We start from the raw sequence: 20185 nt of genomic DNA, 5'->3' as shown, positions 1-20185 counted from the left end.
TGGGCTACCCGGTGATGACGATTACTTAGTCTGTGTAATTACGAATGACGGCAGAATCATCCAGCTTACCTAACCCGTGCCCACTGCTTTCCAAGAACTGCAGAAAAGCAGTATGTGCCATCGGGGCAGCAAAGCTAGCCTGTTTGGCCGAATCCAGCACAAGACCAAGATCCTTGACAAAGATATCTACCGCAGACTGAACATCGTCAAATGAGTCAGCTACCATGCGTGGCCCTCGATCCCCCAGCATCCAAGAGGAGGCTGCCCCGCTCTTCAAAATTTCAAGTGTTGTATCCAGCGGTAGGCCGTGTTTCTTCGCCATGGCCAACGCCTCGGCAGCCGCAGCGATGTGCACACCGCAGAGCAACTGGTTGACGACTTTCATCTGGGCCCCCATGCCTGGTTCGGTGCCCAGAAAGAAGATCTTGCCCCCAATGGACTTCAACACAGGTTGAACGCGCTCAAAAATTTCAGTTGCGCCCGCTGCCATGATCGTCATGGTGCCGTTTCTCGCCCCCGCCTGACCGCCCGTGACGGGTGCGTCAAGTAAATGAACCTCAAGCTTTGCCAATCGCTGGGTGAGTTCTTTCAAAAACTTTGGTGCCATCGTGCTGCAAGCAATAAAGACCGTGCCAGGACGCATCGACTGGGCCAGCCCATCGTCGCCAAACAACAGCGCCTCTGTTTGCACGTCGTTCACCACAAAACTGATCACCACATCGCAAACTGAGGTCAAGTCAGCCGCCTGACGAGACGCCACACCACCGATGGATTCGAGCCATTTGAGCGCCTCTGAACTTACATCACGACCAACCACTTGATAGCCATGCTTGATCAGGTTCTGTGCCACCCCTCTGCCCATGACGCCCAAGCCGACCAGACCAATTGCTTGTTTTGTTTCGGGTAACATCGCTCGTCTTCTCCTCAATTGAATACTCGCTAATATAGTGGATAAACACGGGCGCGCGCGGGAAGACGGTCAAGCGCCAATAAGACATCTAAAACTGAGGCTTAGCTATGCAAGATTTGTTCTATCGAGATCTGACGACCGACCAACAGGCGATTGTTGATGCAGTAAACCAGACCTGTTCGCCATTTGGTGAAGACTACTGGTTGGCGCGCGACGAGGACGGCGTCTTCCCCCATGATTTCCATGCCGCGATGGCTAAAGCGGGCTGGCTCGGCATTGCGATGCCGCAAGACTATGGCGGATCAGGGTTGGGCATGACCGAAGCCACACTACTGACACAGACCGTTGCCGAAACAGGCGCTTGTCTGTCGGGTGCCTCAGCCATTCATATGAACATTTTCGGCTTAAACCCCATCGTGGTCTACGGGACCGAAGCGCAGAAGCAGAAATACCTGCCACCAGTCATCGATGGGACGGTGAAGGCCTGCTTCGGGGTCACAGAGCCCAATACGGGACTCAACACGACTGAATTGAAAACACGTGCCGTTTTAAAAGGTGATCATTATGTTGTCACTGGCCAGAAAGTATGGATATCCACGGCACAAGTTGCTGACAAAATACTGTTGCTAGCGCGCACGACCCCTATCGAAGCGTGTAAAAGCAAAACACACGGTTTGTCCTTGTTCTATACCGATCTGGATAGAAGCAAAGTCCAGGTTCGTCTGATTCACAAAATGGGAAGGCATTCTGTTGACTCGAACGAATTATTTATCGATGGCCTGGAAATCCCAGTCGAAGATCGCATCGGTGAAGAAGGCGAAGGGTTCAAATATATTCTGCATGGCATGAATCCTGAGCGCATGCTGATCGCGGCAGAAGCCATTGGGATTGGCCGTATTGCTTTGCGTAAAGCCGCAGCCTATGCCAATGAACGCGTGGTATTTAACCGCAAGATCGGTCAAAACCAGGCGATTCAGCATCCTCTGGCAAAGAATTGGATGGAACTGGAAGCAGCACGATTAATGATCATGAAAGCGGCGACACTCTACGATCAAAACAAAGATTGTGCTGCAGAGGCCAACGCGGGTAAGTATCTGGCTGCAGAGGCGGGCTTTCATGCCTGTGAGCAAGCGGTGATGACACATGGCGGGTTTGGATATGCGCGCGAGTATCACGTCGAACGGTATTTTCGAGAGGTGATGATTGCCAGAATCGCACCGGTGAGCAGAGAGCTGATTTTGTCCTACGTCGCAGAGCGCGTCTTAGGGTTGCCCAAATCTTACTGATCAAATGAGCATCATCCCAAGGTCGCCCCCAGAGCGACCTTGTTCGATGAACTTATTGATGCTTGGCAATCGTCTTTGCAAGCTTCTCAGCTTTCTTCTTCGCTGATTTTTCTGCTCTCGCTTCAAAAAAACCTTCAATCTGCACAAAGAAGATTGGCACCAACGCCACAGCAAACACCGTCGAGGCAATCATGCCGCTAAACACCGTTAGACCAATCGACACGCGTGAGGCAGCTCCCGCCCCAGACGACGTCAACAGCGGGACGACACCGAGAATAAAGGCGATAGAAGTCATCACAATCGGCCTGAACCGCTCATGCGAGGCCTTGAGTGCCGCTTCAACCAACCCCAACCCGTGTTTTCGCTCTTCAAGGGCCACCTCAACAATCAGAATGGCATTTTTTGAGGCGAGCGCAATCATCAGCACCAGACCAATCTGCACATAAATATTATTGGGCAATCCCGTGAGAAAAAGTGCAGTGACCACACCGACCAAGGCGAGAGGTACGGCCAGAATCACGGCAAAAGGGGCTACCCATGACTCATACTGTGCCGCCAGCACTAAGTAGACGAGCAATATCGATAAGGTAAACACCAACACGACGGTGTTGCCCACGAGTTTCTCTTGATAAGACATGGCGGTCCAATAGTACGTGACACCAGGTGGTAGCACTTCTTTTGCCACCTCCTCCATCGCCGTCATCGCCTGACCAGAGCTGTAGGCACCATTCGCCGCCCCAAGCACCGCTGCGGTGGGGAACAAATTGTATTGCGATGCGATCCCCGGACCGGTCGTTTCCGATATTTCAACAAACGACCCCAAGGGCACCATCGAACCGTTCGCACTTCTGACATACAGCTTGGCAATTTGATCTGTGGACACTCGGTCTTTACCATCAGCCTGTATGTATACCTGATAGGTCTGACCGAAAGTAAAGAACTGATTCACGTAGGTTGAACCAATCGAGCTTTGCAACACGTCGTAGGCATCCCCCAGAGACACACCCAATGTTTCAGCGCGCGCGGCATTGAATTTCAGTTGAAATTGGGGCACTGTCGAGCGGAAAGGAGTAAACGCAACCATCACCTCAGGTCTTTTAAAGGCCGCTTGTATCAGCGCATCTGTCGCTTGAGACAATTTGCCGTAATCATTGCTCAAGTCAGTCAAAACGACCTGCATTTGAAAACCACCAGACAAACCAAGCCCTGGTATCGCTGGTGGCAACAACACGTTCGAGGTCGCCTCTTGAACCGACTGCAGCTTGCCATTCATGGTGGCGAAAATCGTTCTCAGATCTTGCCCTTTCTCTTTTGCTCGCACATCCCAGGGCTTGAGAATCACGTACATCACCCCTGCGTTTGCCTGCGATGCGCTGTTGTTCACGGCGTTCACGCCGCCCACCGAAACAACATTCTCCACGCCTGGTACTGATTCGACCACTTTGACCACATCAGACATGGTCCTCTCAGTTCTTTGCAGCGAAGCAGCATTCGGCAACTGGACCGATACGACCAAGTAACCCTGATCTTCGTTAGGGATGAAGCCAGTTGGCAGTTTGACCAAGCCAAAGATAGCGACGCCAATCAACGCAAAACCAAAGATCATGGAAAGCTTGCGATGATTCATCAACCCTTGCATTAATCGGGCATACGAGTTCGATATAGATTCAAAAACCATGTCGAATTTTTTGTAGAACCAATTTTTCTTAACGATACCGGGTAACTTGGGCTGAATAAAAGTCGCCGCCTGGGTCGGCTTCAAGGTAACAGCATTGATACCGCTGATTAACGCAGTGGCCGCGATCACCAGCGCAAATTGACGATACATCTGACCGGTGATCCCCGAGATGAAGGAAGCAGGCAAAAACACCGCCATCAATACCAGCGTAATACCGATAATGGGGCCCATCAATTCGTTCATCGCATTGACTGCGGCGTCGTGAGGCGTTTCGCCGTGTTCAACTTTCTTGGCGACACCTTCAACCACCACGATGGCATCATCGACCACAATACCAATACAAAGCACGATGGCGAACAGGGTCAACAGGTTAATTGAAAACCCCATCGAGGCCATGGCGGCAAAGGCACCAATGATGGTCACCGGCACCGTCGTTGCAGGCACCAATACAGCACGCCAGTCTTGTAGAAAAATCAAGATCACGGCCAACACCAGAATACCCGCTTCAAACAAGGTGTGATACACCTCATTAATTGAGGCAGAAACAAACATGGTGGTATCAAAGGGGATTTCCCACTTCACATCCTTGGGGAAACTCTTTGAGATAACTTCCATCTCATCGCGAACGGCTTGCGCGGTCGCAATCGCATTCGCACTGGGTAACAAATAAATCGCGACACTGCTCGCAGGTTTTTCACCGAGCTTAATAAATTGGCTATTGTTCTGACTGCCCAGCTCGACGCGCGCAACATCTTTCAATCGAGTGATATTGCCCTGGTTATCCACCTTCACCAGAATGTTACTGAACTCTTCAGCATTGTTCAGGGCACTCTGAACGTTCAGCGTATATTGAAAATCCTGGCCGTTGGGTACCGGTGGCGCCCCGACTTGCCCCCCAGCAAGCATGACGTTCTGACGCGAGATTGCGTTGGATATATCAGAAGGTGTCAACGACCGGGCCTGTAGTTGGGCTGGGTCGAGCCACACTCGCATACTGTAATTGCCAACCCCTAAGACATTGGCTGCCGCAACGCCCTTGATTCGAGCCAAGCGATTTTGCATCTGCAGATTGGCATAATTACTTAAAAACAGTGCGTCATGAGCCGGGTCATTTGAGGTGAGCGTGACAAACTGCAAGATTGACGTAGATTGCTGTTTGGTCGTGATCCCCTGCTTTTGCACAGCCTGCGGCAAGCCAGGCACCGCAATAGCAACGCGGTTTTGCACGTTCACCTGCGCGATGTTCGGATCAGTACCGACTTCAAAGGTCACCGTTAAGGTATAGCGACCATCGTTGGTCGAATCCGATTGCATGTAGAGCATATTCTCGACGCCATTGACCTGCGTCTCAATGCTGGTTGCCACCATCTGCTGCATCATCGCGGCGCTGGCGCCTGGCCAATTGGTGGTCACCTGAATGGTCGGGGGTGTCATGGGGGGATACTGTGAGATCGGCAACCCAAAGATGGATACCGCCCCGAGAATCATGGTGATGATGGCAATGACGTTGCCAAGAACCGGGCGTTCGATGAAAAATTTAGAAAGCATAAGTCTTCTCGTTGCCTATCATTCGTGCATCTTGGGCAACGGCTCAATCGTCGCGACAGACGGGCTGACTGCTTGCCCATCTCTCACGTTGATGAAGCCATTGATGATTGCCGACTGCGATGCCGTGAGTCCCGTCGTCACTTCTACCAGCTTCCCGAATTTCTGCCCGACAACGATATTCTGGCGATGAGCCACCTTAGCGTCATCCATGACGAAAATATAATGACCCTGTTGATCGGTCTGTACCGCTAATGCGGGGATCAGGATCGCCTGGTGCGGTTTTCCGTACTCAACCATGACTTTGGCGTAATAGCCGGGCAACAAGCTTAAATCCACATTCGGTAACTCAGCGCGCAACTGCAACGTGCCTGTGCTGGTACTCAGGGTGTTCGAGGCAAAATCAAGGGTCCCGTGATGTGGGTATCCCTGTTCATTTTGCAAGGCAACGTAAACCTGAAGCTTGTTCACCATGCTCTTCTTGACAGCATCTTCGGCGTGATCCTTCCGAAACTGAAGCACTTCACGCTCGTTGACCGAGAAATAGACAAACACTGGGCTAATCATGTCGATAGACGCCAGTTTGACACCCCCAGTACTGCCATTAAGATAGTTGCCCACGTCAATGAGATGGCGACCCATGAGGCCATCAAAGGGGGCACGAATCTCGGTGTAGCTCAGACTCAACTTGGCTAACTGCAGGTTTGCCTCTGCCTGTGAATAGGCAGACACGGCATTGTCAACAGACGCCTGCGATGTCGCATTTTGTTTGAGCAGATTGCGTTGCCGGTCTAATTCAATTTTTGCTTGGGTATAAACCGCTTGAGCCAGATTAACTTGCTGTTGATACTGATCTTGTTGTATCACCATCAACAACTGATCTTTTTTGACGTAAGCGCCATCTGCGAACTTGATTTGCGACAAATACCCAGAGACGCGTGCCGTCAAATCCACCGATTTCAGGGCTTGTACGTTGCCGTCAAACAGTTGATAGGTCACCACTTCTTGACTTAAAGGTTTAGCCACTGTCACCTGAGCAACCGCTGGCGGATGCTCGGCCTTCTTGTCACATCCTGCTAGCAGGATCATCGCCCCAAGGCATCCTACGGTCGCTGCTTTACGCAAGAGCGAAATACGCATCATTGTGCTCATTGAATCGTCTCACTTGACTTCATTAAACGGGGGTCGGAGGCGCCTTCTAGAACGCTTCCCCAATCGGTTCTTTGTTTCATTGGATTAGATACAGTGGGTGATAACCGAGGCAAATCCATCTCACCTGACCAACCACCACCCAGGGCTTTGAACGCTGACACGTAGCCCAGCAAATTGTTGGTGTTCGTTTGCACCAGTGAACTTTGAACGGACAACAATTGCTGTTGCGCAAGAATGACGGTGTTGTAATCTGCCTGACCCGCTTTGTACTGCTCTTGCGCGAGCAATGCCGCTTCTTGGGCTGCCTTCACCGCTTTAACCAAGGCATCTGCCGAGCTGCGAGTGGTTGATATGGCCATGAGGGCATCGTCTACTTCTTTTTGTGCCTGCAGTACCTGATTCTGATAATTCAAGACATTCTGCTGAAAGACAGCGTCCTGAACGCGAATCTGGTCAACTAATGCACCTCGATAAAACAGAGGGAAGCTAAAGGCCGCAGAGCCGTTTACGACTTTATTATCCCAAGAAAACAAGGGGCTCCCAGTGATACCACCGTAGTTGGCCATTTGAAAGCCAAACACGCCAGACAAAGAAAAGCTGGGATACAACGCGGCCGTGCTGACCCCAATCAGGGCTGATTGCGCCGCCGCCACAAACTCGGCCTGTCTCACGTCGGGGCGACGTCGAATCAGGTCTTTAGGGATAGCCACTTGCAACACGGCTGGTGCCGTCAAACTACCTGTCTTGGCGCCGTAGGTTTTGCTGTAGTAGTCAGGTGCTTCACCTAGCAGCACACTCATGGCCGTTTCGTTCTGGCGCAAATTGGCCAACAGAATCGGAATTTGCGATTTGGTTTGCTCGTATTGAGATTGTGCTTGCGACAAGTCACGAAGCGAGGTCTCACCATACTGATAGCGAACCTGCGCGATCCGCAGGCTCTCTCCTTGCAACGCTAAGTTGGTCTTGGAGACGTCGATCAATTGCTGATAACTTTGGATAGCCACATAAGTGCTTGCGACGTTAGCGGCAAGAGACGCTTGTGCAGCATAGAACGCCGATGCCGAGGCCATATAGCCCGCGACGTTGGATTCAACGCCTCGTCGTATCTTGCCCCAGAAGTCGAGCTCCCAGGAGGCTTGCAGACCCAACACTTGGGTCGTCGATACGTTGGAGGTGCTTGCTAACTGTGCTGCCAGACTCGCTTGATTCGCCTGTGTGATCGATCCGGATGAATTCACAGACGGCAACAATGTCGCTTCGCTAATCCCGAGCTGGGCTCTAGCCTGATAAACCCTGACAGCGCTGGCTTGCAAAGATAAATTCTGTTCTGATGACTTTGCCAGCAATTCAACCAGAACGGGATCTTTGAAGCTCGTCCACCAAGCAACGGGATCAATCGCGTGATCGATATCGATCTTCGTCCCGTCAGTAAACTCTGTTTGCGCTGGCGCGTCGTAACCGTTCTGCAGACGGCTGCTTGGGGTGGTGAAATCAGGGCCAACCACACAACCCGACATCACCGACAGCAAGGCAACTGTCGTCACAATTCGATGCTTTCTATTCTTCATTATCAAGTGCCATTGCCTCTCGTGCAGCGCTTTGTTGCTCAATGTTACTTACTGTTACTTACTGTTACTCACCGTTATTCGCCAATTCTATTACAAGTTTGTGAATACTGATCGAGCGCAAATAGCAACCCCATCTCAGCTAGACAAGGACCACGATCACCTTAAAGCAAGCCCCCCGCACAATCGTGACAACCCTTTGAGTAAGCCATTGATTCAACTTGCAAAGTCGCATGTTCAATACCAAACCGCGACTTCAGGGTTTCGTGCGCTCGAATCAGAAGGTCATCACCGCCGACTGGGTCTTCTCTGACGACCAGATGCGCGGTCAACGCAACTTTCGATGTTGCGACCGCCCATACATGGACGTCATGCACCGCGCTTACGTTGGGCAGTTGCCGAAGTGCCATAGAAATTTTATCGACATCAATATGCGCGGGCACGCCATCAAACATGAGGTGCAGTGACTGCTTAAACAATGACCAAGTGCCCCCCACGATAATCAAGGCAATGAGCAGACTAACGAGGGGATCAATCCACATCCATCCCTTCCAGAGAAAAATCGCAGAAGAGAAGATGACCCCGACAGACACCAAGGCGTCGGACAGCATATGTAAAAAAGCGCCTCGAATGTTGATATCGTCGCGACTTCCCGACATGAACATCCAAGCAGTGAAACCGTTGACCACCACACCGGCGGCAGCAACAGCCATGACCGAGATGGCATCAAAGGACTCGGGTTGCTGCAAACGCGAGAGGGCTTCCCAGGCCAACGACCCCATCGCCATTAACAGGATCACCGCGTTGATAAAGCTGGCGATAATCGATCCCCGTTGCAAACCATACGTGAATCGTCGTGTCGGCGAGCGCTTGGCAACCAAAATGGCAACCCACGCCAACACCAGTCCGGCAACATCACTCAAATTGTGAGCCGCATCCGCCAGCAGCGCAAGAGAACTGGCCCGCCAACCAACAATCGCCTCGATAACGACAAAAACGAGATTCAGTGATATCCCGACGGCAAAAGCCCGACCAAAATCGGCTGGCAGATGATGGTGGCCATGGCTGCCGTGCTGGTGACTACCGTGCTGATGACCGCGATGCGACTGACCATCGCGGGTAGGTTCATGATCGTCATGAGCGTGATGGTGATGGTGATGGTCGTGATCGTGATCGTGATCGTGATGATCGTGATGATCGTGATGATCGTGATGCTCATGGTGGTCATGGTGGTCATGGCCATCGTGCCGTTGACCTTCCTGCCCGAGAGGATTCGACATCGAGTTATCCCCCTTTTGCGATTCGACGACAGTGATCGAGCGCAGCCTCAATGAGATTATCACTTGCCTCGGGCGTCCTGAATGCGGAATGCGCTGAGAGCGTGACGTTGTCTAGCTTGGTTAACACGTGGTCAACGGGTAACGGCTCGATATCAAACACATCCAACCCCGCGTGGCCAATTTTCCCCCTCGCCAACCCGTCGATCAACGCGGGCTCGTCAATCACAGCCCCCCGAGCGGTATTGACTAGAATCACACCGTCCTGCATCTTGGCAATCAGATCGCCACTGATAAAGCCTCGCGTTTCGTCGTTGAGCAATAAATGTACAGAGAGCACTCGGCTTTCAGCCAACAGTTCATCTAAGCCGACAAAGGTCACCCCAGCATGCGTCTTAGGTGATCGATTCCAAGCTAGCACGCGCATACCCACGCCCGTGGCGAGTCGTGCCATTTCGGCTGCAATCCCCCCAAAACCGATGAGTCCCAGTGTTTTACCGGTCAATTGGACACCTTCTGTCCGTAACCACTGACCCGCACGCACGCCTCGATCCATTTTGGCGAAGCCCTTGGCCGCTTCCCACATCAACGCAAAGGCGCACTCAGCAACTGCGGTATCCCCGTATCCCTTAATGATATGAACTTGTATGCCGATGTCTGCGAGCGCCTCAGGATCCATGTAGGACCGGGCACCCGTCCCCAAAAACACAATGTGCTTTAACTGAGGACAACGCTGTGCAATCTCTGTTGGTACGTTCGTGTGATCAACAATCAGGATATTGGCGTCTGCCATCACCGCGGGAATTTCTTCGGGTGTGATCTCTGCCTGCCGATGAACTGCGAGGGGAATATCGCCAACGCGTTGCAAACGCTCAAATATCTCGGCAAGCGCTGGGGTTGCATCAATAAAGACCGCTTTCATCCTGACAATCTCACAATAAACTGGTGACAATATGAAAAAACTATGTCGACATCATAACTGCAGCCTACGCTATTACAATAAACGTGGTTTTGATCACAAGGCAGTCGGATGAAATTTACTGAAATGGGCAATGAAACAGACAGCCCGATGAGCGCGGTTGACAGAGCTTCGGCGGCGCGTCAAAGCACGCTCGTGAGTGTCGTGGTCAACTTATTCATGTCGATTTGCCAGATGACTGTCGGGGTATTCGCGCACTCTCAAGCATTGATCGCCGATGGCGTACATTCTTTATCGGACTTAGTCTCGGATGGCATCGTTTTGTTTGCCAATCATCATAGCCAGAAGGATGCGGATGAAGATCATCCATACGGCCACCATCGTTTTGAAACCGCTGCGTCGGTCGCTTTGGGTTTGCTGCTTTTGTCAGTCAGCGTCGGTATGCTCTGGGCTGCGATAGAAAAACTAAAGCATCCGGACCTTATCCCTGCGGTCCACAGCATTGCGCTTGGGATTGCGGTCGTCGCACTCATCGCGAAAGAATCCTTGTTCAGGTACATGCTCAAAATTGCAAAGCGAGTCCGGTCAAGTATGTTGATCGCCAACGCATGGCATGCTCGATCTGACGCAGCATCGTCGCTGGTTGTCGGCTTCGGCATCATCGGTAATTTGATGGGTTATCCGATCCTCGACCCCATCGCCGCACTGATCGTCGGCCTCATGATCGGTAAAATGGGTTGGGAGTTCGGTTACGAAGCATTTAACGATCTGATGGATAGATCGGCAGACGAGCGTGACGTGGTCGCGATCACTGAAACCATCAAAGCGACAGCTGGCGTATTGGGGGTTCATGATATCCGTACGCGCAAAATGGGGGATATGATCGTGGTCGATGCCCATATCGAAGTCAACGCAACGCTCACCGTCGAACAAGGGCATGACATTGCGTTCTCAGTGCAGCAAACTGTGTTGAAAAACCACCGCGTCCTCAGCGTGATGACGCACGTAGACCCTGTTAATGTTGCTAATCACACGATTGTCGATCAATGTCACTCCCTCTAGAAGGCCTCAAAGTCATTGAACTTGGGCAACTGATCGCAGGCCCTTTCGCGGCAAAGATCTTGGCCGAGTTTGGTGCCGATATCATCAAAATTGAATCACCCGTCACGGGCGATCCGTTGCGCAAATGGCGCATGCTGCATGAGGGCACATCCGTTTGGTGGGCTGCCCATGCCCGCAATAAGCGATCGGTCACCCTAGACCTTCGACAGCCAGAAGGTGCAGATGTCATTCGTAAGCTCGCTGCCGATGCTGATATTTTGATTGAAAACTTTCGCCCTGGTGCAATGGAAAAATGGGGTTTAGGCTTTAATGAGCTGCATGCCATTAATCCCAAACTGATCATGCTCAGGGTATCTGGCTACGGTCAAACAGGCCCCTATCGTGACCGTCCAGGTTTTGGGGTCATTGGTGAAGCGATGGGTGGCTTGCGCCATCTGAGCGGTGAACCCGGTCGACCCCCAGTCCGGGTCGGGGTGTCTATTGGTGACACCTTGTCGGGTCTGCATGGCGTCATCGGTGTCTTGATGGCGTTACGTCATCGCGAACAACAAGGCGGGCTTGGGCAAGAAGTTGATGTCGCCTTGTATGAATCTGTTTTCAACATGATGGAAAGTCTTCTGCCTGAATATTCTAAATTCGGGGCTATTCGGCAACCCTCTGGGTCTTCACTACCGGGCATTACGCCATCAAACGCTTATCTTTGCGCAGACGGCAAATACGCATTGATCGCGGGCAACGGGGATAGTATCTTTAAAAGGCTCATGGAAATGATCGGCCAGGATGAGATCGCTCGCGATCCTCGGTTTGCCGACAATGAAGGCAGATCCGAACACGCCGAGCTACTTGACGGAATCATTTCAGCCTGGACGCTAAAGCATCATTTGAACGACGTGATCGAACTGATGAATCGAGCCGGTGTGCCTGTCGGTAAAATCTATGATGCGCAAGACATCGCCAACGATGAGCATTACCACGCTCGAAATATGTTGCTTGAGGCTGTCTTACCCGATGGTTCGCCCGTCACTGTCCCTGGCATTGTGCCCAAACTGAGTGTCACCCCAGGTCAAATACGAAGTGAAGCACCGACCTTGGGGCAACACACCAACGAGGTGCTGACCTCGCTCGGCATTGATGAAGCAACGCTGGCAGACTGGAGAAACCGATCCATTATTTAACGGATCGGCTCACGACGTTTAGACCACCTGTACTTCGAAATCGCCCAGACCGGCAATATGGCCGACCATCTTGTCACCTTTCACGACAGCACCGACCCCTTCTGGGGTGCCCGTAAAAATCAAATCACCTGCCTTGAGCTCAAACAAGCCTGACAAATAGCTGATGGTTTCTGGGATGCCCCAAATCATTTGGCTCAGATCGCTGATCTGTCGCTGCTCACCATTGACATGAAGACTGATAACACCTTTGTCGAGCGTACCAACCCGAGCACGTGGGTGAAGAAGCCCCACCGGCGCTGATTCGTCGAAGGCTTTGCCCGTTTCCCAAGGCCTACCCTGCTTTTTTGACTCGCCTTGCAAGTCGCGACGCGTCATATCCAAGCCAAGTGCATAGCCGAATATGCAATCGTTGGCTTGTTCAACGGGGATATCAACGCCGCCCTTACCCAATGCTACGACCAACTCCATCTCATAGTGGAAATTGCTGGTTTTCGATGGATACTTGATTTGACCGGTCTGGCCCGCAGCAACCACGACCACGGCGTCAGCCGGTTTACAGAAGAAAAAGGGATCTTCTCTACCGGTGAAGCCCATTTCTTTCGCATGCTCGGCATAGTTGCGGCCGACACAATAAACCCGTCGGACAGGAAACAAGTCGTCGCTGCCGGCGATGGGCAACCCAACCACGGGAGATGCTGGAATAACGTATGAACTCATTTAGGGCTCCGAGAGGCTGAAATAAACAACGGTTACTTTGATTTTTCTGGTGAGCTTTGCGGTGAGTTTTCACTCGCGGGGAGGGTCGGCCTTGAGATAGCAGTGACCGCAGCGGGTTCACCTAACCCTTGCACCGGCGCACTATCAAAATAATCTTCATATTGCTCATGACTCGGTTGCCGTGCGGCACTTTCGCCGTCGAGTGTCGATGAGGTCGGCTCAGCGAGTTCGCCCTCGTCTTTACCCGCGCCCGCGCCAGCACGTGGTGCCGTGTAGAAATCTGAGAGTTCAGTCCAGCCCTCTGCATTGAAGATGCCCGGGTCGTCACGGGTATCTGCCGCTGGCAATACTGAGTCTTGCAGGATAGTAGGCAAGCTAGACGTCACGCTCGTTGCACGGCGCCATTCATTTGCGGCATCGTTTGTGCGGCCAAGACGATCATACAGGCTCGCTAACATGGCGTGAACGCGTGCGTCGTCACGAATGGTCAAGCTAGCCTGCAAATATCGCTCAGCCTGCCCCCAAATTTGACCTGTCAAACAAAGCATACCGAGCGCCGCGAGCAGCTCAGCGTCGCGAGACCGAGTATTTAGCCACTGCTCTGCTTTTTGCAAACGTCGTGCCGTCTGCGAAGGCTCTGCCCGTGCGTAAGCCGCAAGAAGCCGTGCGTCGAAATCAACAAGAATGGCTTGCTCAAGCACCTTAGAGGCATCATCCATTTCACCCATTGATTCAAAAGCCCCAGCTGCGGCCAACGCAATTTCAGTGAGCGTTTTTTCACGTTGGCTCAGGTCTTTCCAGATCTCGCGCCATTGACCGTTATCCGTTGTTGCGCGAATCTGAGCAGCAGCCGATGATTCGATCAATTGAGTCGCTTCCACGTCGCTCAGTGCCGAACGCCGATGCAGACTTCTCGCTAACGCGAATACTTGATCGTGTTGATTCAGTTGCCGATAAGCGCGTAAAAGTAGGCGCATCGTATGCACGTGCCTGGCCGCCTTCGCTTGTAAGGGTGCCAAACGATCCAACGCTTGTTGGGCAAAGCCCTGATCGAGCAGCAGGTCAGCGGCGGCTGCGGCGACTGCGTCTTTTAAAGGTGCATCGCCCATTGCCTTCTTTTCGGCTTGCTCAAGGAGTTGATCTCGGCGTTCAAACTCACTCATGGCATGGGCGGCGCGCGCAGCCGACAGAGCGGCCAACACCTGTTGACTCGAACTACGACTACGGTTAATCAGTTTAGTCAGGTCTTTCTCTGCCTTAGCGTATCGCCCCTCTAGCAGTTCTGTCCAGCCCAATTCGAGCAACTCGTGATCGCGACGCACAACACGTTTGAAATGCCAATCCCGGATCAGACTGGGTATTTCGGTCATCCAGAACATCACGCGCAAACTGACATACAGCAAAGCGAACATCAATAGAACCACGATCACTGCAAAAGCTAACGACACTTGAATGCGAGTGTGGCCAATCAGGACGAGGACATTGCCGCCGAAAGATTGAAGTTTGACGGCGCACGCGACAGCCAATGTCGTGAGCAGCAAGGTCCAGAACCAAGTGCGCATGAGTTAATCCGATCCCTTAGACGACCGAGTCGCCTCAAGTGCCCCAAAACTGCCAGAGATATCGGGTAACGCCGTCATCACCGGAATTGCTTGCAGTTCATGCACCAGATTGATCGCCGCGAGCGTATCGTAGGATTTGGGATCAAACCGGGACTGCACAATTGACTCAACCATCAATAACTCGTCGCGCCACACCTTCGGTTGGCGCATCAGCAGGGACAATTGAGCCGTCAGCAAACGGGCCCTCAAATTTTCTCTTAACTGAGCCCCTTGCTCAGGTGACAACAACAAGGCGTTCGGGTCATTCACATGCTGGATACTGATAACGCCCGCCAAATCCTTGGCGATGACCATGGCAACGTTGGTCGCCCAATTCAACATTTTGTCCTGAGCAATATCCCACCAAGAGGCCGATGACGCATCAGGACTGCCTGATGATTCACCGGTGACATCTGAAGCGACCTCGGCTTTCTCAACGATAGGTGCTGACTTGTCGCTCACGGCCTTAGCAACCGAACCATCCCCGGGGATCTGCAGTTTCGTCAAAGCAGCAGCACCATCAGGTACTAACAGCGGGGCTCGGCTAGTGAGGGTGATCAACAACTCTAATCGAGTGGATAACACCGACAGATCGATGCCTGGGGCAGCCCTTAGTCGTTCGGTATCCAGGCTAATCGCTCGTTGCAAAGAGGCAAACTCACGATGATTTGATCTAACCAGTTCAGCCAACGCAGTCTCAAGCGCCATGATGGCGCTGTTCACATTACCCGCTAGCCGAAGTTGCTGATTCGCCAGCGTCAACAACCGATCAACGTCGTTGAGCAACAGGCCTTTATCCATGCCGTTGTTAAACGTTTGCCAGGCCTGTTCCAGCGCGTCGAATTGCTCTTGCGCGGTACGAAGCGAGGTCTCAAGCTGAACAATTCGATCAGCTTGTGATTCGGCTAAATCAGCGGTTTTCTTTGCCTCTTGTTGAGTCGCCTCGATTTGAGCGCGCAACGTCTGCAATTGGGACGCTACTGAACGGTTGGCCGTTTCAAATCTTTTTTCAGCAAACCAGAGTGCTGCGCCGAGCACGGCGCAGACAATCAACAGAACGATGAAAAGGTTGGTCTTCCATGACGACTTAGGTCGTTTGGTTGCACCGACATCTGATTGTAATGTCTTGTGATCCACGCTTGGCGTTAAATTTTCGGTCATGAAGCGATTGTAATCTTAGGTACGTTTGGACGTGTCAAAAAAGACTGAATAATGGAGACGTCATCGGGTCGGCAAACGGTTAAATCAAGGTCATGAGAAGCGATATTCAACCCCAACAAGCGCCTTTGCAACAACGAGCCAAATTTGTCATGTGTCAGTATAAAAGAGCAAGTCGATAACCAAGACAATAAGTTTGCTCTATGAGCCTGTTCAAACAAACTTTCAAGGGACTGCGCACTCGTCAATAACCAAACCGCACTTTGGTTGGCCTTTGCAAGTGATTCGAGCGCCGCCAAGGTGTCGGCTTGCAAGGCCCGAGGCGTACGTCGGTAGACCGCATGAATCGTGACGCTGATGCCTTCACTTGTCATTCGATGAACTAACCAATCCCTACCCTCTTGTCCGCGCACCCATAAAACACGCCTTGGCAAAGGAATCAACTTGAGTAGTTCAACCCACAGCGACTCTGAATCTGCTTGTTCACCTGCCGGATAAACAACGTTCAAGCTTGCGCCAAACTGCTCTCGCACGAAGTTTGCCGTGGTCGACCCGACTGTTGCAATCATGCAACCATCCGGCCAGGAATATGCCGGGCTGAGTTGTTTGGCATACCCAGTAACCGCCGCACGACTGGTGAAGATCACCAGATCAAAGTCTTCTGGGGAAGGGATCGCGCGCCCGTCGTCGACACCGTCAAACTGAACCGCAAGCAGCGGACATTCTAGAACCGTCCATCCCGCCATAGATAGCTCGCCGCTCACGTCAGCATTGCGTCCTTCAGGTCGGGTGAGGATTGCAATGTGAGATGGACGTTCTTGGATGTGTTGGTGCATGAGTGCTGTCAATCCATGCAACGTCAAGGCGCTAGAGAACCGGTTCGCTGAGCGCAGCAAGGATTTTGTCTGCGCCCTGGGCAATCAGCTCGTTAGCGACCTTTTTACCCAACTCGACCGCATCATGGGGATGCCCTTTGGCCTGTGCCCGATAGATACAAAGGCCAGTGGGCATGGCAACCAAGGCCTGCAAATTTAACTCTCCACTTTCAATCTGCGCGTAGGCAGCTAATGGCACCTGGCAAGAGCCACCGAGCATTTTCGAAACTGTTCGTTCAGCGATGGCGCACGCTGTCGTTGTCTCACACACGAGGGGCTGCAGCAAGCGTCTCAACTTGTCGCTAGAGGCGAGAATCTCAAGACCCAAGGCACCTTGCCCTGCGGCGGGCAATGATTGCTCGACTTCAATATAGCTGCGGATTCGATGCGATAACTGGAGCCGATCCAAGCCCGCCGCCGCCAAAATAATTGCATCGTATTGGTTGTTATCCAGCTTGGCTAACCGAGTATCCAAATTACCGCGCAACGGTTCAATGTGCAGCAGCGGGAAACGCGCCCGCAACTGCGCTTCACGTCGCAGACTGGATGTCCCAACAACAGCCCCAGCAGGTAGCGCCGACAAAGCATCATAACGATTAGACACAAACGCGTCGCGGCAGTCAGCCCTCGCCAAAATTGTCGACAAGGAAAAAGATGCCTGTAAATCTACAGGTACATCTTTGAGAGAATGGACCGCCAGATCAGCACGCCCATCAAGTAACGCGGTCTCAAGCTCTTTGACAAAAAGCCCTTTGCCACCCACTTTGGATAAGCTTCGATCGAGAATTTCGTCACCCCGCGTCGACAACTTCAGCAACTCGACAGTCATTTGAGGATAAAGCAACTGCAATTTACCCTGCACGTATTCAGCCTGCCACAGCGCTAGTCGACTCGCACGCGTGGCGATCACCAACTGCTCAGACATTGAAGTCTCCTCGAATGACTGACAAAAAACAGCATTCAGACACGATTATCTGAGATATTGTGCAAGAACAGTGAGAACGATACCAATCAACGCCAATAAAGATAAGCGTTGCAGAAGTGTTCTACCCTTACGAGCCGGTGTTTTAACCGGTTGTTCTATTGTCATCGCATCAACTTTTAAAGAAAAACGCCCACCCTTTTTGATCAGGCAGGCGTCGTCGACTCATCAAATATTGATCAATCTCTTATCGGCAAATTACAAGACCGATTTCAGCAACGCACCCATCTCTGAAGGATTCTTCGTCGTACGGATCCCGCAGGCCTCCATGATCTCGAGCTTAGCATCGGCCGTATCTGCGCCGCCTGAAATCAAAGCACCGGCGTGACCCATCCGTTTGCCGGCAGGTGCCGTCACCCCGGCAATGAAGCCAACCAGTGGCTTCTTCATATTATCTTTGGCCCACAATGCGGCATTGACTTCATCAGGACCACCGATCTCACCGATCATGATAACAGCATCTGTATCTGGATCTTCGTTGAACATCTTGAGGACATCGATGTGCTTCAGACCATTGATTGGGTCACCACCAATACCCACCGCGCTCGATTGCCCCAAGCCGAGCTCGGTGACTTGAGCGACAGCCTCATAGGTGAGCGTGCCAGAGCGGCTGACAATACCAACGCGGCCTTTACGATGAATGTGACCAGGCATGATGCCAATCTTGATTTCATCTGGCGTGATCAGACCTGGGCAGTTTGGCCCCAAGAGCAGCGTCTTGCTACCTGACGCTTGCATGCGGTATTTGATCTCGAGCATGTCGCGAACAGGGATACCTTCAGTGATGCAAATCACCAAATCAAGCTCTGCTTCGACCGCTTCCCAGATGGCCGCAGCCGCGCCAGCGGGTGGCACGTAAATGACAGAGACATTGGCGCCCGTTTCATTTTTTGCGTCTTTCACGGAAGCAAAAATCGGTATACCTTCAAAATCTTCACCTGCTTTTTTGGGGTTGACACCCGCGACGAAGCAATTTTGACCATTGGCATATGCACGACTGGTGCGGGTATGAAACTGACCCGTTTTACCCGTAATGCCTTGTGTAACAACTTTCGTATCTTTGTTAATCAGAATCGACATTTCAGCATCCTTGGCGAATTATTTGGCAGCCGCGACAACACGAGTAGCCGCTTCGGCCATGGTGTTAGCGCTGATAATGGGCAGACCCGAGTCTGCGAGCAATTGCTTGCCCAACTCTTCGTTCGTCCCCTTCATCCGTACGACGAGTGGCACGTTCAAGTTGACTGCTTTACATGCAGTGATCACGCCTTGTGCAATGACATCGCACCGCATGATGCCACCGAAGATATTGACCAGAATCGCCTTGGTCCCTTTATTGGCCAGCATAATCTTGAATGCCTCAGTGACACGCTCTTCCGTCGCGCTACCACCCACATCCAAAAAGTTAGCGGGCTCGCCACCAAACAACTTGATCGTGTCCATCGTTGCCATCGCCAGACCGGCGCCGTTGACCAGACAACCAATGTTGCCATCCAACTGAATGTAGGCCAGATCATGCTTACTGGCTTGAACTTCGGCTGGATCTTCTTCATCCACGTCGCGGTAAGCAACAATCTCAGGATGGCGGAACAAAGCATTCGTATCAAAGTTGAACTTTGCGTCCAAAGCGATAATATCGCCACTGCCCGTCAGAATCAGCGGATTGATTTCGGCCAAGGATGCGTCAGTATCCCAATAGGTTTGATAAAGCTTTTGAAACTCAGTTGCTGCCTTTTTGACGGAGGCCTCAGGCACACCGATACCGCGCGCCAACGTCATGGCCTCATCATCGGTCAAACCTGTGCCGGGATCCACGAACACTTTCAGTATTTTCTCTGGATGATGCTCAGCAACCTCTTCGACATCCATCCCACCTTCGCTGGATGCCATGACGCAAACGCGCTGTGTACCACGGTCGGTCACAATACCAACGTAATACTCTTTCTTAATATCAGCGCCTTCTTCAATCAACAGACGACGGACTTTTTGCCCAGCAGGGCCAGTCTGATGCGTGACCAGTTGCATGCCCAAAATCTCAGACGACAGTTGACGAACCTCGTCAATTGAACGAGCCAGCTTGACACCACCGCCTTTGCCGCGACCGCCCGCGTGAATTTGAGCCTTGACGACCCACACTGGGCCGCCCAACTGCTCGGCAGCTTTCACGGCCTCTTCGACGCTGAATACGGGGATGCCACGGGGGACGGTGACACCGAACTTTCTTAGCAATTCCTTGCCTTGATACTCATGGATCTTCATGGGAATCCTGTCAGTTTTAATAAT

Annotated in this window: 16 protein-coding genes; 3 read left to right on the top strand and 13 right to left on the bottom strand. The window is 52.1% G+C overall.

What is annotated here, in order from left to right:
* Positions 1-25: 25 nt before the first annotated feature.
* Positions 26-910, bottom strand: a complete 885-nt coding sequence (locus AC1W8Y_RS04315; RefSeq protein WP_482013238.1) for an NAD(P)-dependent oxidoreductase — start codon at positions 908-910, stop codon at positions 26-28.
* 107 nt (positions 911-1017) lie between these two features.
* On the opposite strand from AC1W8Y_RS04315, the gene AC1W8Y_RS04310 reads away from it, so the two are divergent.
* Positions 1018-2196, top strand: coding sequence for an acyl-CoA dehydrogenase family protein (locus AC1W8Y_RS04310; protein WP_482013237.1), 1179 nt, complete (start codon positions 1018-1020; stop codon positions 2194-2196).
* 52 nt (positions 2197-2248) lie between these two features.
* On the opposite strand, the gene AC1W8Y_RS04305 is transcribed toward AC1W8Y_RS04310, so the two are convergent.
* The 5 genes from AC1W8Y_RS04305 to AC1W8Y_RS04285 all read right to left on the bottom strand — a co-directional run bounded on the left by AC1W8Y_RS04305 (position 2249) and on the right by AC1W8Y_RS04285 (position 10335).
* Positions 2249-5422 (bottom strand): efflux RND transporter permease subunit, encoded by a 3174-nt coding sequence (locus tag AC1W8Y_RS04305; RefSeq protein ID WP_482013236.1) that lies wholly within the window; start codon positions 5420-5422, stop codon positions 2249-2251.
* Between the two features lie 18 nt (positions 5423-5440).
* Positions 5441-6571 (bottom strand): efflux RND transporter periplasmic adaptor subunit, encoded by a 1131-nt coding sequence (locus tag AC1W8Y_RS04300; protein ID WP_482013235.1) that lies wholly within the window; start codon positions 6569-6571, stop codon positions 5441-5443.
* On the bottom strand, positions 6568-8139 hold the full coding sequence (locus tag AC1W8Y_RS04295; RefSeq protein WP_482013234.1) for an efflux transporter outer membrane subunit: 1572 nt from the start codon (positions 8137-8139) through the stop codon (positions 6568-6570). Before AC1W8Y_RS04295 ends, AC1W8Y_RS04300 begins: the two co-directional genes overlap by 4 nt.
* A 161-nt stretch (positions 8140-8300) precedes the next feature.
* Positions 8301-9416 carry a cation diffusion facilitator family transporter gene (locus AC1W8Y_RS04290; RefSeq protein WP_482013233.1) on the bottom strand — a complete coding sequence of 372 codons (1116 nt, stop codon included), beginning with the start codon at positions 9414-9416 and terminating at the stop codon, positions 8301-8303.
* 4 nt (positions 9417-9420) lie between these two features.
* Positions 9421-10335: an NAD(P)-dependent oxidoreductase gene (locus tag AC1W8Y_RS04285; protein ID WP_482013232.1), complete on the bottom strand. Its 915-nt coding sequence runs from the start codon at positions 10333-10335 to the stop codon at positions 9421-9423.
* Positions 10336-10443: 108 nt separating this feature from the next.
* Between AC1W8Y_RS04285 and AC1W8Y_RS04280 the strand changes: the two genes are divergently transcribed.
* Positions 10444-11394, top strand: coding sequence for a cation diffusion facilitator family transporter (locus AC1W8Y_RS04280; RefSeq protein WP_482013231.1), 951 nt, complete (start codon positions 10444-10446; stop codon positions 11392-11394).
* Positions 11379-12569, top strand: coding sequence for a CaiB/BaiF CoA transferase family protein (locus AC1W8Y_RS04275; protein ID WP_482013230.1), 1191 nt, complete (start codon positions 11379-11381; stop codon positions 12567-12569). Before AC1W8Y_RS04280 ends, AC1W8Y_RS04275 begins: the two co-directional genes overlap by 16 nt.
* Positions 12570-12587: 18 nt before the next feature.
* Here the strand turns inward: AC1W8Y_RS04275 and AC1W8Y_RS04270 are convergent, their stop codons facing one another.
* The 7 genes from AC1W8Y_RS04270 to sucC form a co-directional block, all read right to left on the bottom strand.
* On the bottom strand, positions 12588-13286 hold the full coding sequence (locus AC1W8Y_RS04270) for a fumarylacetoacetate hydrolase family protein (RefSeq protein ID WP_482013229.1): 699 nt from the start codon (positions 13284-13286) through the stop codon (positions 12588-12590).
* A 32-nt stretch (positions 13287-13318) separates the two neighbouring features.
* Positions 13319-14848: a heme biosynthesis HemY N-terminal domain-containing protein gene (locus tag AC1W8Y_RS04265; RefSeq protein ID WP_482013228.1), complete on the bottom strand. Its 1530-nt coding sequence runs from the start codon at positions 14846-14848 to the stop codon at positions 13319-13321.
* A 3-nt stretch (positions 14849-14851) separates the two neighbouring features.
* The gene (locus AC1W8Y_RS04260) at positions 14852-16048 is read right to left on the bottom strand and encodes a uroporphyrinogen-III C-methyltransferase (protein WP_482013227.1); all 1197 of its coding nucleotides are present in this window, start codon (positions 16046-16048) and stop codon (positions 14852-14854) included.
* Positions 16045-16881 (bottom strand): uroporphyrinogen-III synthase, encoded by an 837-nt coding sequence (locus AC1W8Y_RS04255; RefSeq protein ID WP_482013226.1) that lies wholly within the window; start codon positions 16879-16881, stop codon positions 16045-16047. The genes AC1W8Y_RS04260 and AC1W8Y_RS04255 overlap by 4 nt, the downstream gene beginning before the upstream one ends.
* Positions 16882-16912: 31 nt before the next feature.
* Positions 16913-17845, bottom strand: a complete 933-nt coding sequence (gene hemC, locus AC1W8Y_RS04250) for a hydroxymethylbilane synthase (protein ID WP_482013225.1) — start codon at positions 17843-17845, stop codon at positions 16913-16915.
* Positions 17846-18100: 255 nt separating this feature from the next.
* Positions 18101-18982, bottom strand: a complete 882-nt coding sequence (gene sucD, locus AC1W8Y_RS04245; RefSeq protein ID WP_482013224.1) for a succinate--CoA ligase subunit alpha — start codon at positions 18980-18982, stop codon at positions 18101-18103.
* An 18-nt stretch (positions 18983-19000) separates the two neighbouring features.
* Positions 19001-20161 (bottom strand): ADP-forming succinate--CoA ligase subunit beta, encoded by a 1161-nt coding sequence (gene sucC / locus AC1W8Y_RS04240; RefSeq protein ID WP_482013223.1) that lies wholly within the window; start codon positions 20159-20161, stop codon positions 19001-19003.
* Positions 20162-20185 lie beyond the last annotated feature (24 nt).

The organism is Jezberella sp. (assembly GCF_964834465.1).
Note: the sequence above shows the minus strand (reverse complement) of the source record. Positions and strands in the feature narration are given on the sequence as shown.

Coding starts and splice junctions, on each gene's coding strand:
- AC1W8Y_RS04305 (WP_482013236.1), bottom strand. CDS start 5,422: ATGCTTTCTAAATTTTTCATCGAACGCCCGGTTCTTGGCAACGTCATT.
- AC1W8Y_RS04285 (WP_482013232.1), bottom strand. CDS start 10,335: ATGAAAGCGGTCTTTATTGATGCAACCCCAGCGCTTGCCGAGATATTT.
- AC1W8Y_RS04260 (WP_482013227.1), bottom strand. CDS start 16,048: ATGACCGAAAATTTAACGCCAAGCGTGGATCACAAGACATTACAATCA.
- sucC (WP_482013223.1), bottom strand. CDS start 20,161: ATGAAGATCCATGAGTATCAAGGCAAGGAATTGCTAAGAAAGTTCGGT.
- AC1W8Y_RS04270 (WP_482013229.1), bottom strand. CDS start 13,286: ATGAGTTCATACGTTATTCCAGCATCTCCCGTGGTTGGGTTGCCCATC.
- hemC (WP_482013225.1), bottom strand. CDS start 17,845: ATGTCTGAGCAGTTGGTGATCGCCACGCGTGCGAGTCGACTAGCGCTG.
- AC1W8Y_RS04280 (WP_482013231.1), top strand. CDS start 10,444: ATGAAATTTACTGAAATGGGCAATGAAACAGACAGCCCGATGAGCGCG.
- AC1W8Y_RS04310 (WP_482013237.1), top strand. CDS start 1,018: ATGCAAGATTTGTTCTATCGAGATCTGACGACCGACCAACAGGCGATT.
- AC1W8Y_RS04265 (WP_482013228.1), bottom strand. CDS start 14,848: ATGCGCACTTGGTTCTGGACCTTGCTGCTCACGACATTGGCTGTCGCG.
- AC1W8Y_RS04295 (WP_482013234.1), bottom strand. CDS start 8,139: ATGAAGAATAGAAAGCATCGAATTGTGACGACAGTTGCCTTGCTGTCG.
- AC1W8Y_RS04255 (WP_482013226.1), bottom strand. CDS start 16,881: ATGCACCAACACATCCAAGAACGTCCATCTCACATTGCAATCCTCACC.
- sucD (WP_482013224.1), bottom strand. CDS start 18,982: ATGTCGATTCTGATTAACAAAGATACGAAAGTTGTTACACAAGGCATT.
- AC1W8Y_RS04300 (WP_482013235.1), bottom strand. CDS start 6,571: ATGAGCACAATGATGCGTATTTCGCTCTTGCGTAAAGCAGCGACCGTA.
- AC1W8Y_RS04290 (WP_482013233.1), bottom strand. CDS start 9,416: ATGTCGAATCCTCTCGGGCAGGAAGGTCAACGGCACGATGGCCATGAC.
- AC1W8Y_RS04315 (WP_482013238.1), bottom strand. CDS start 910: ATGTTACCCGAAACAAAACAAGCAATTGGTCTGGTCGGCTTGGGCGTC.
- AC1W8Y_RS04275 (WP_482013230.1), top strand. CDS start 11,379: ATGTCACTCCCTCTAGAAGGCCTCAAAGTCATTGAACTTGGGCAACTG.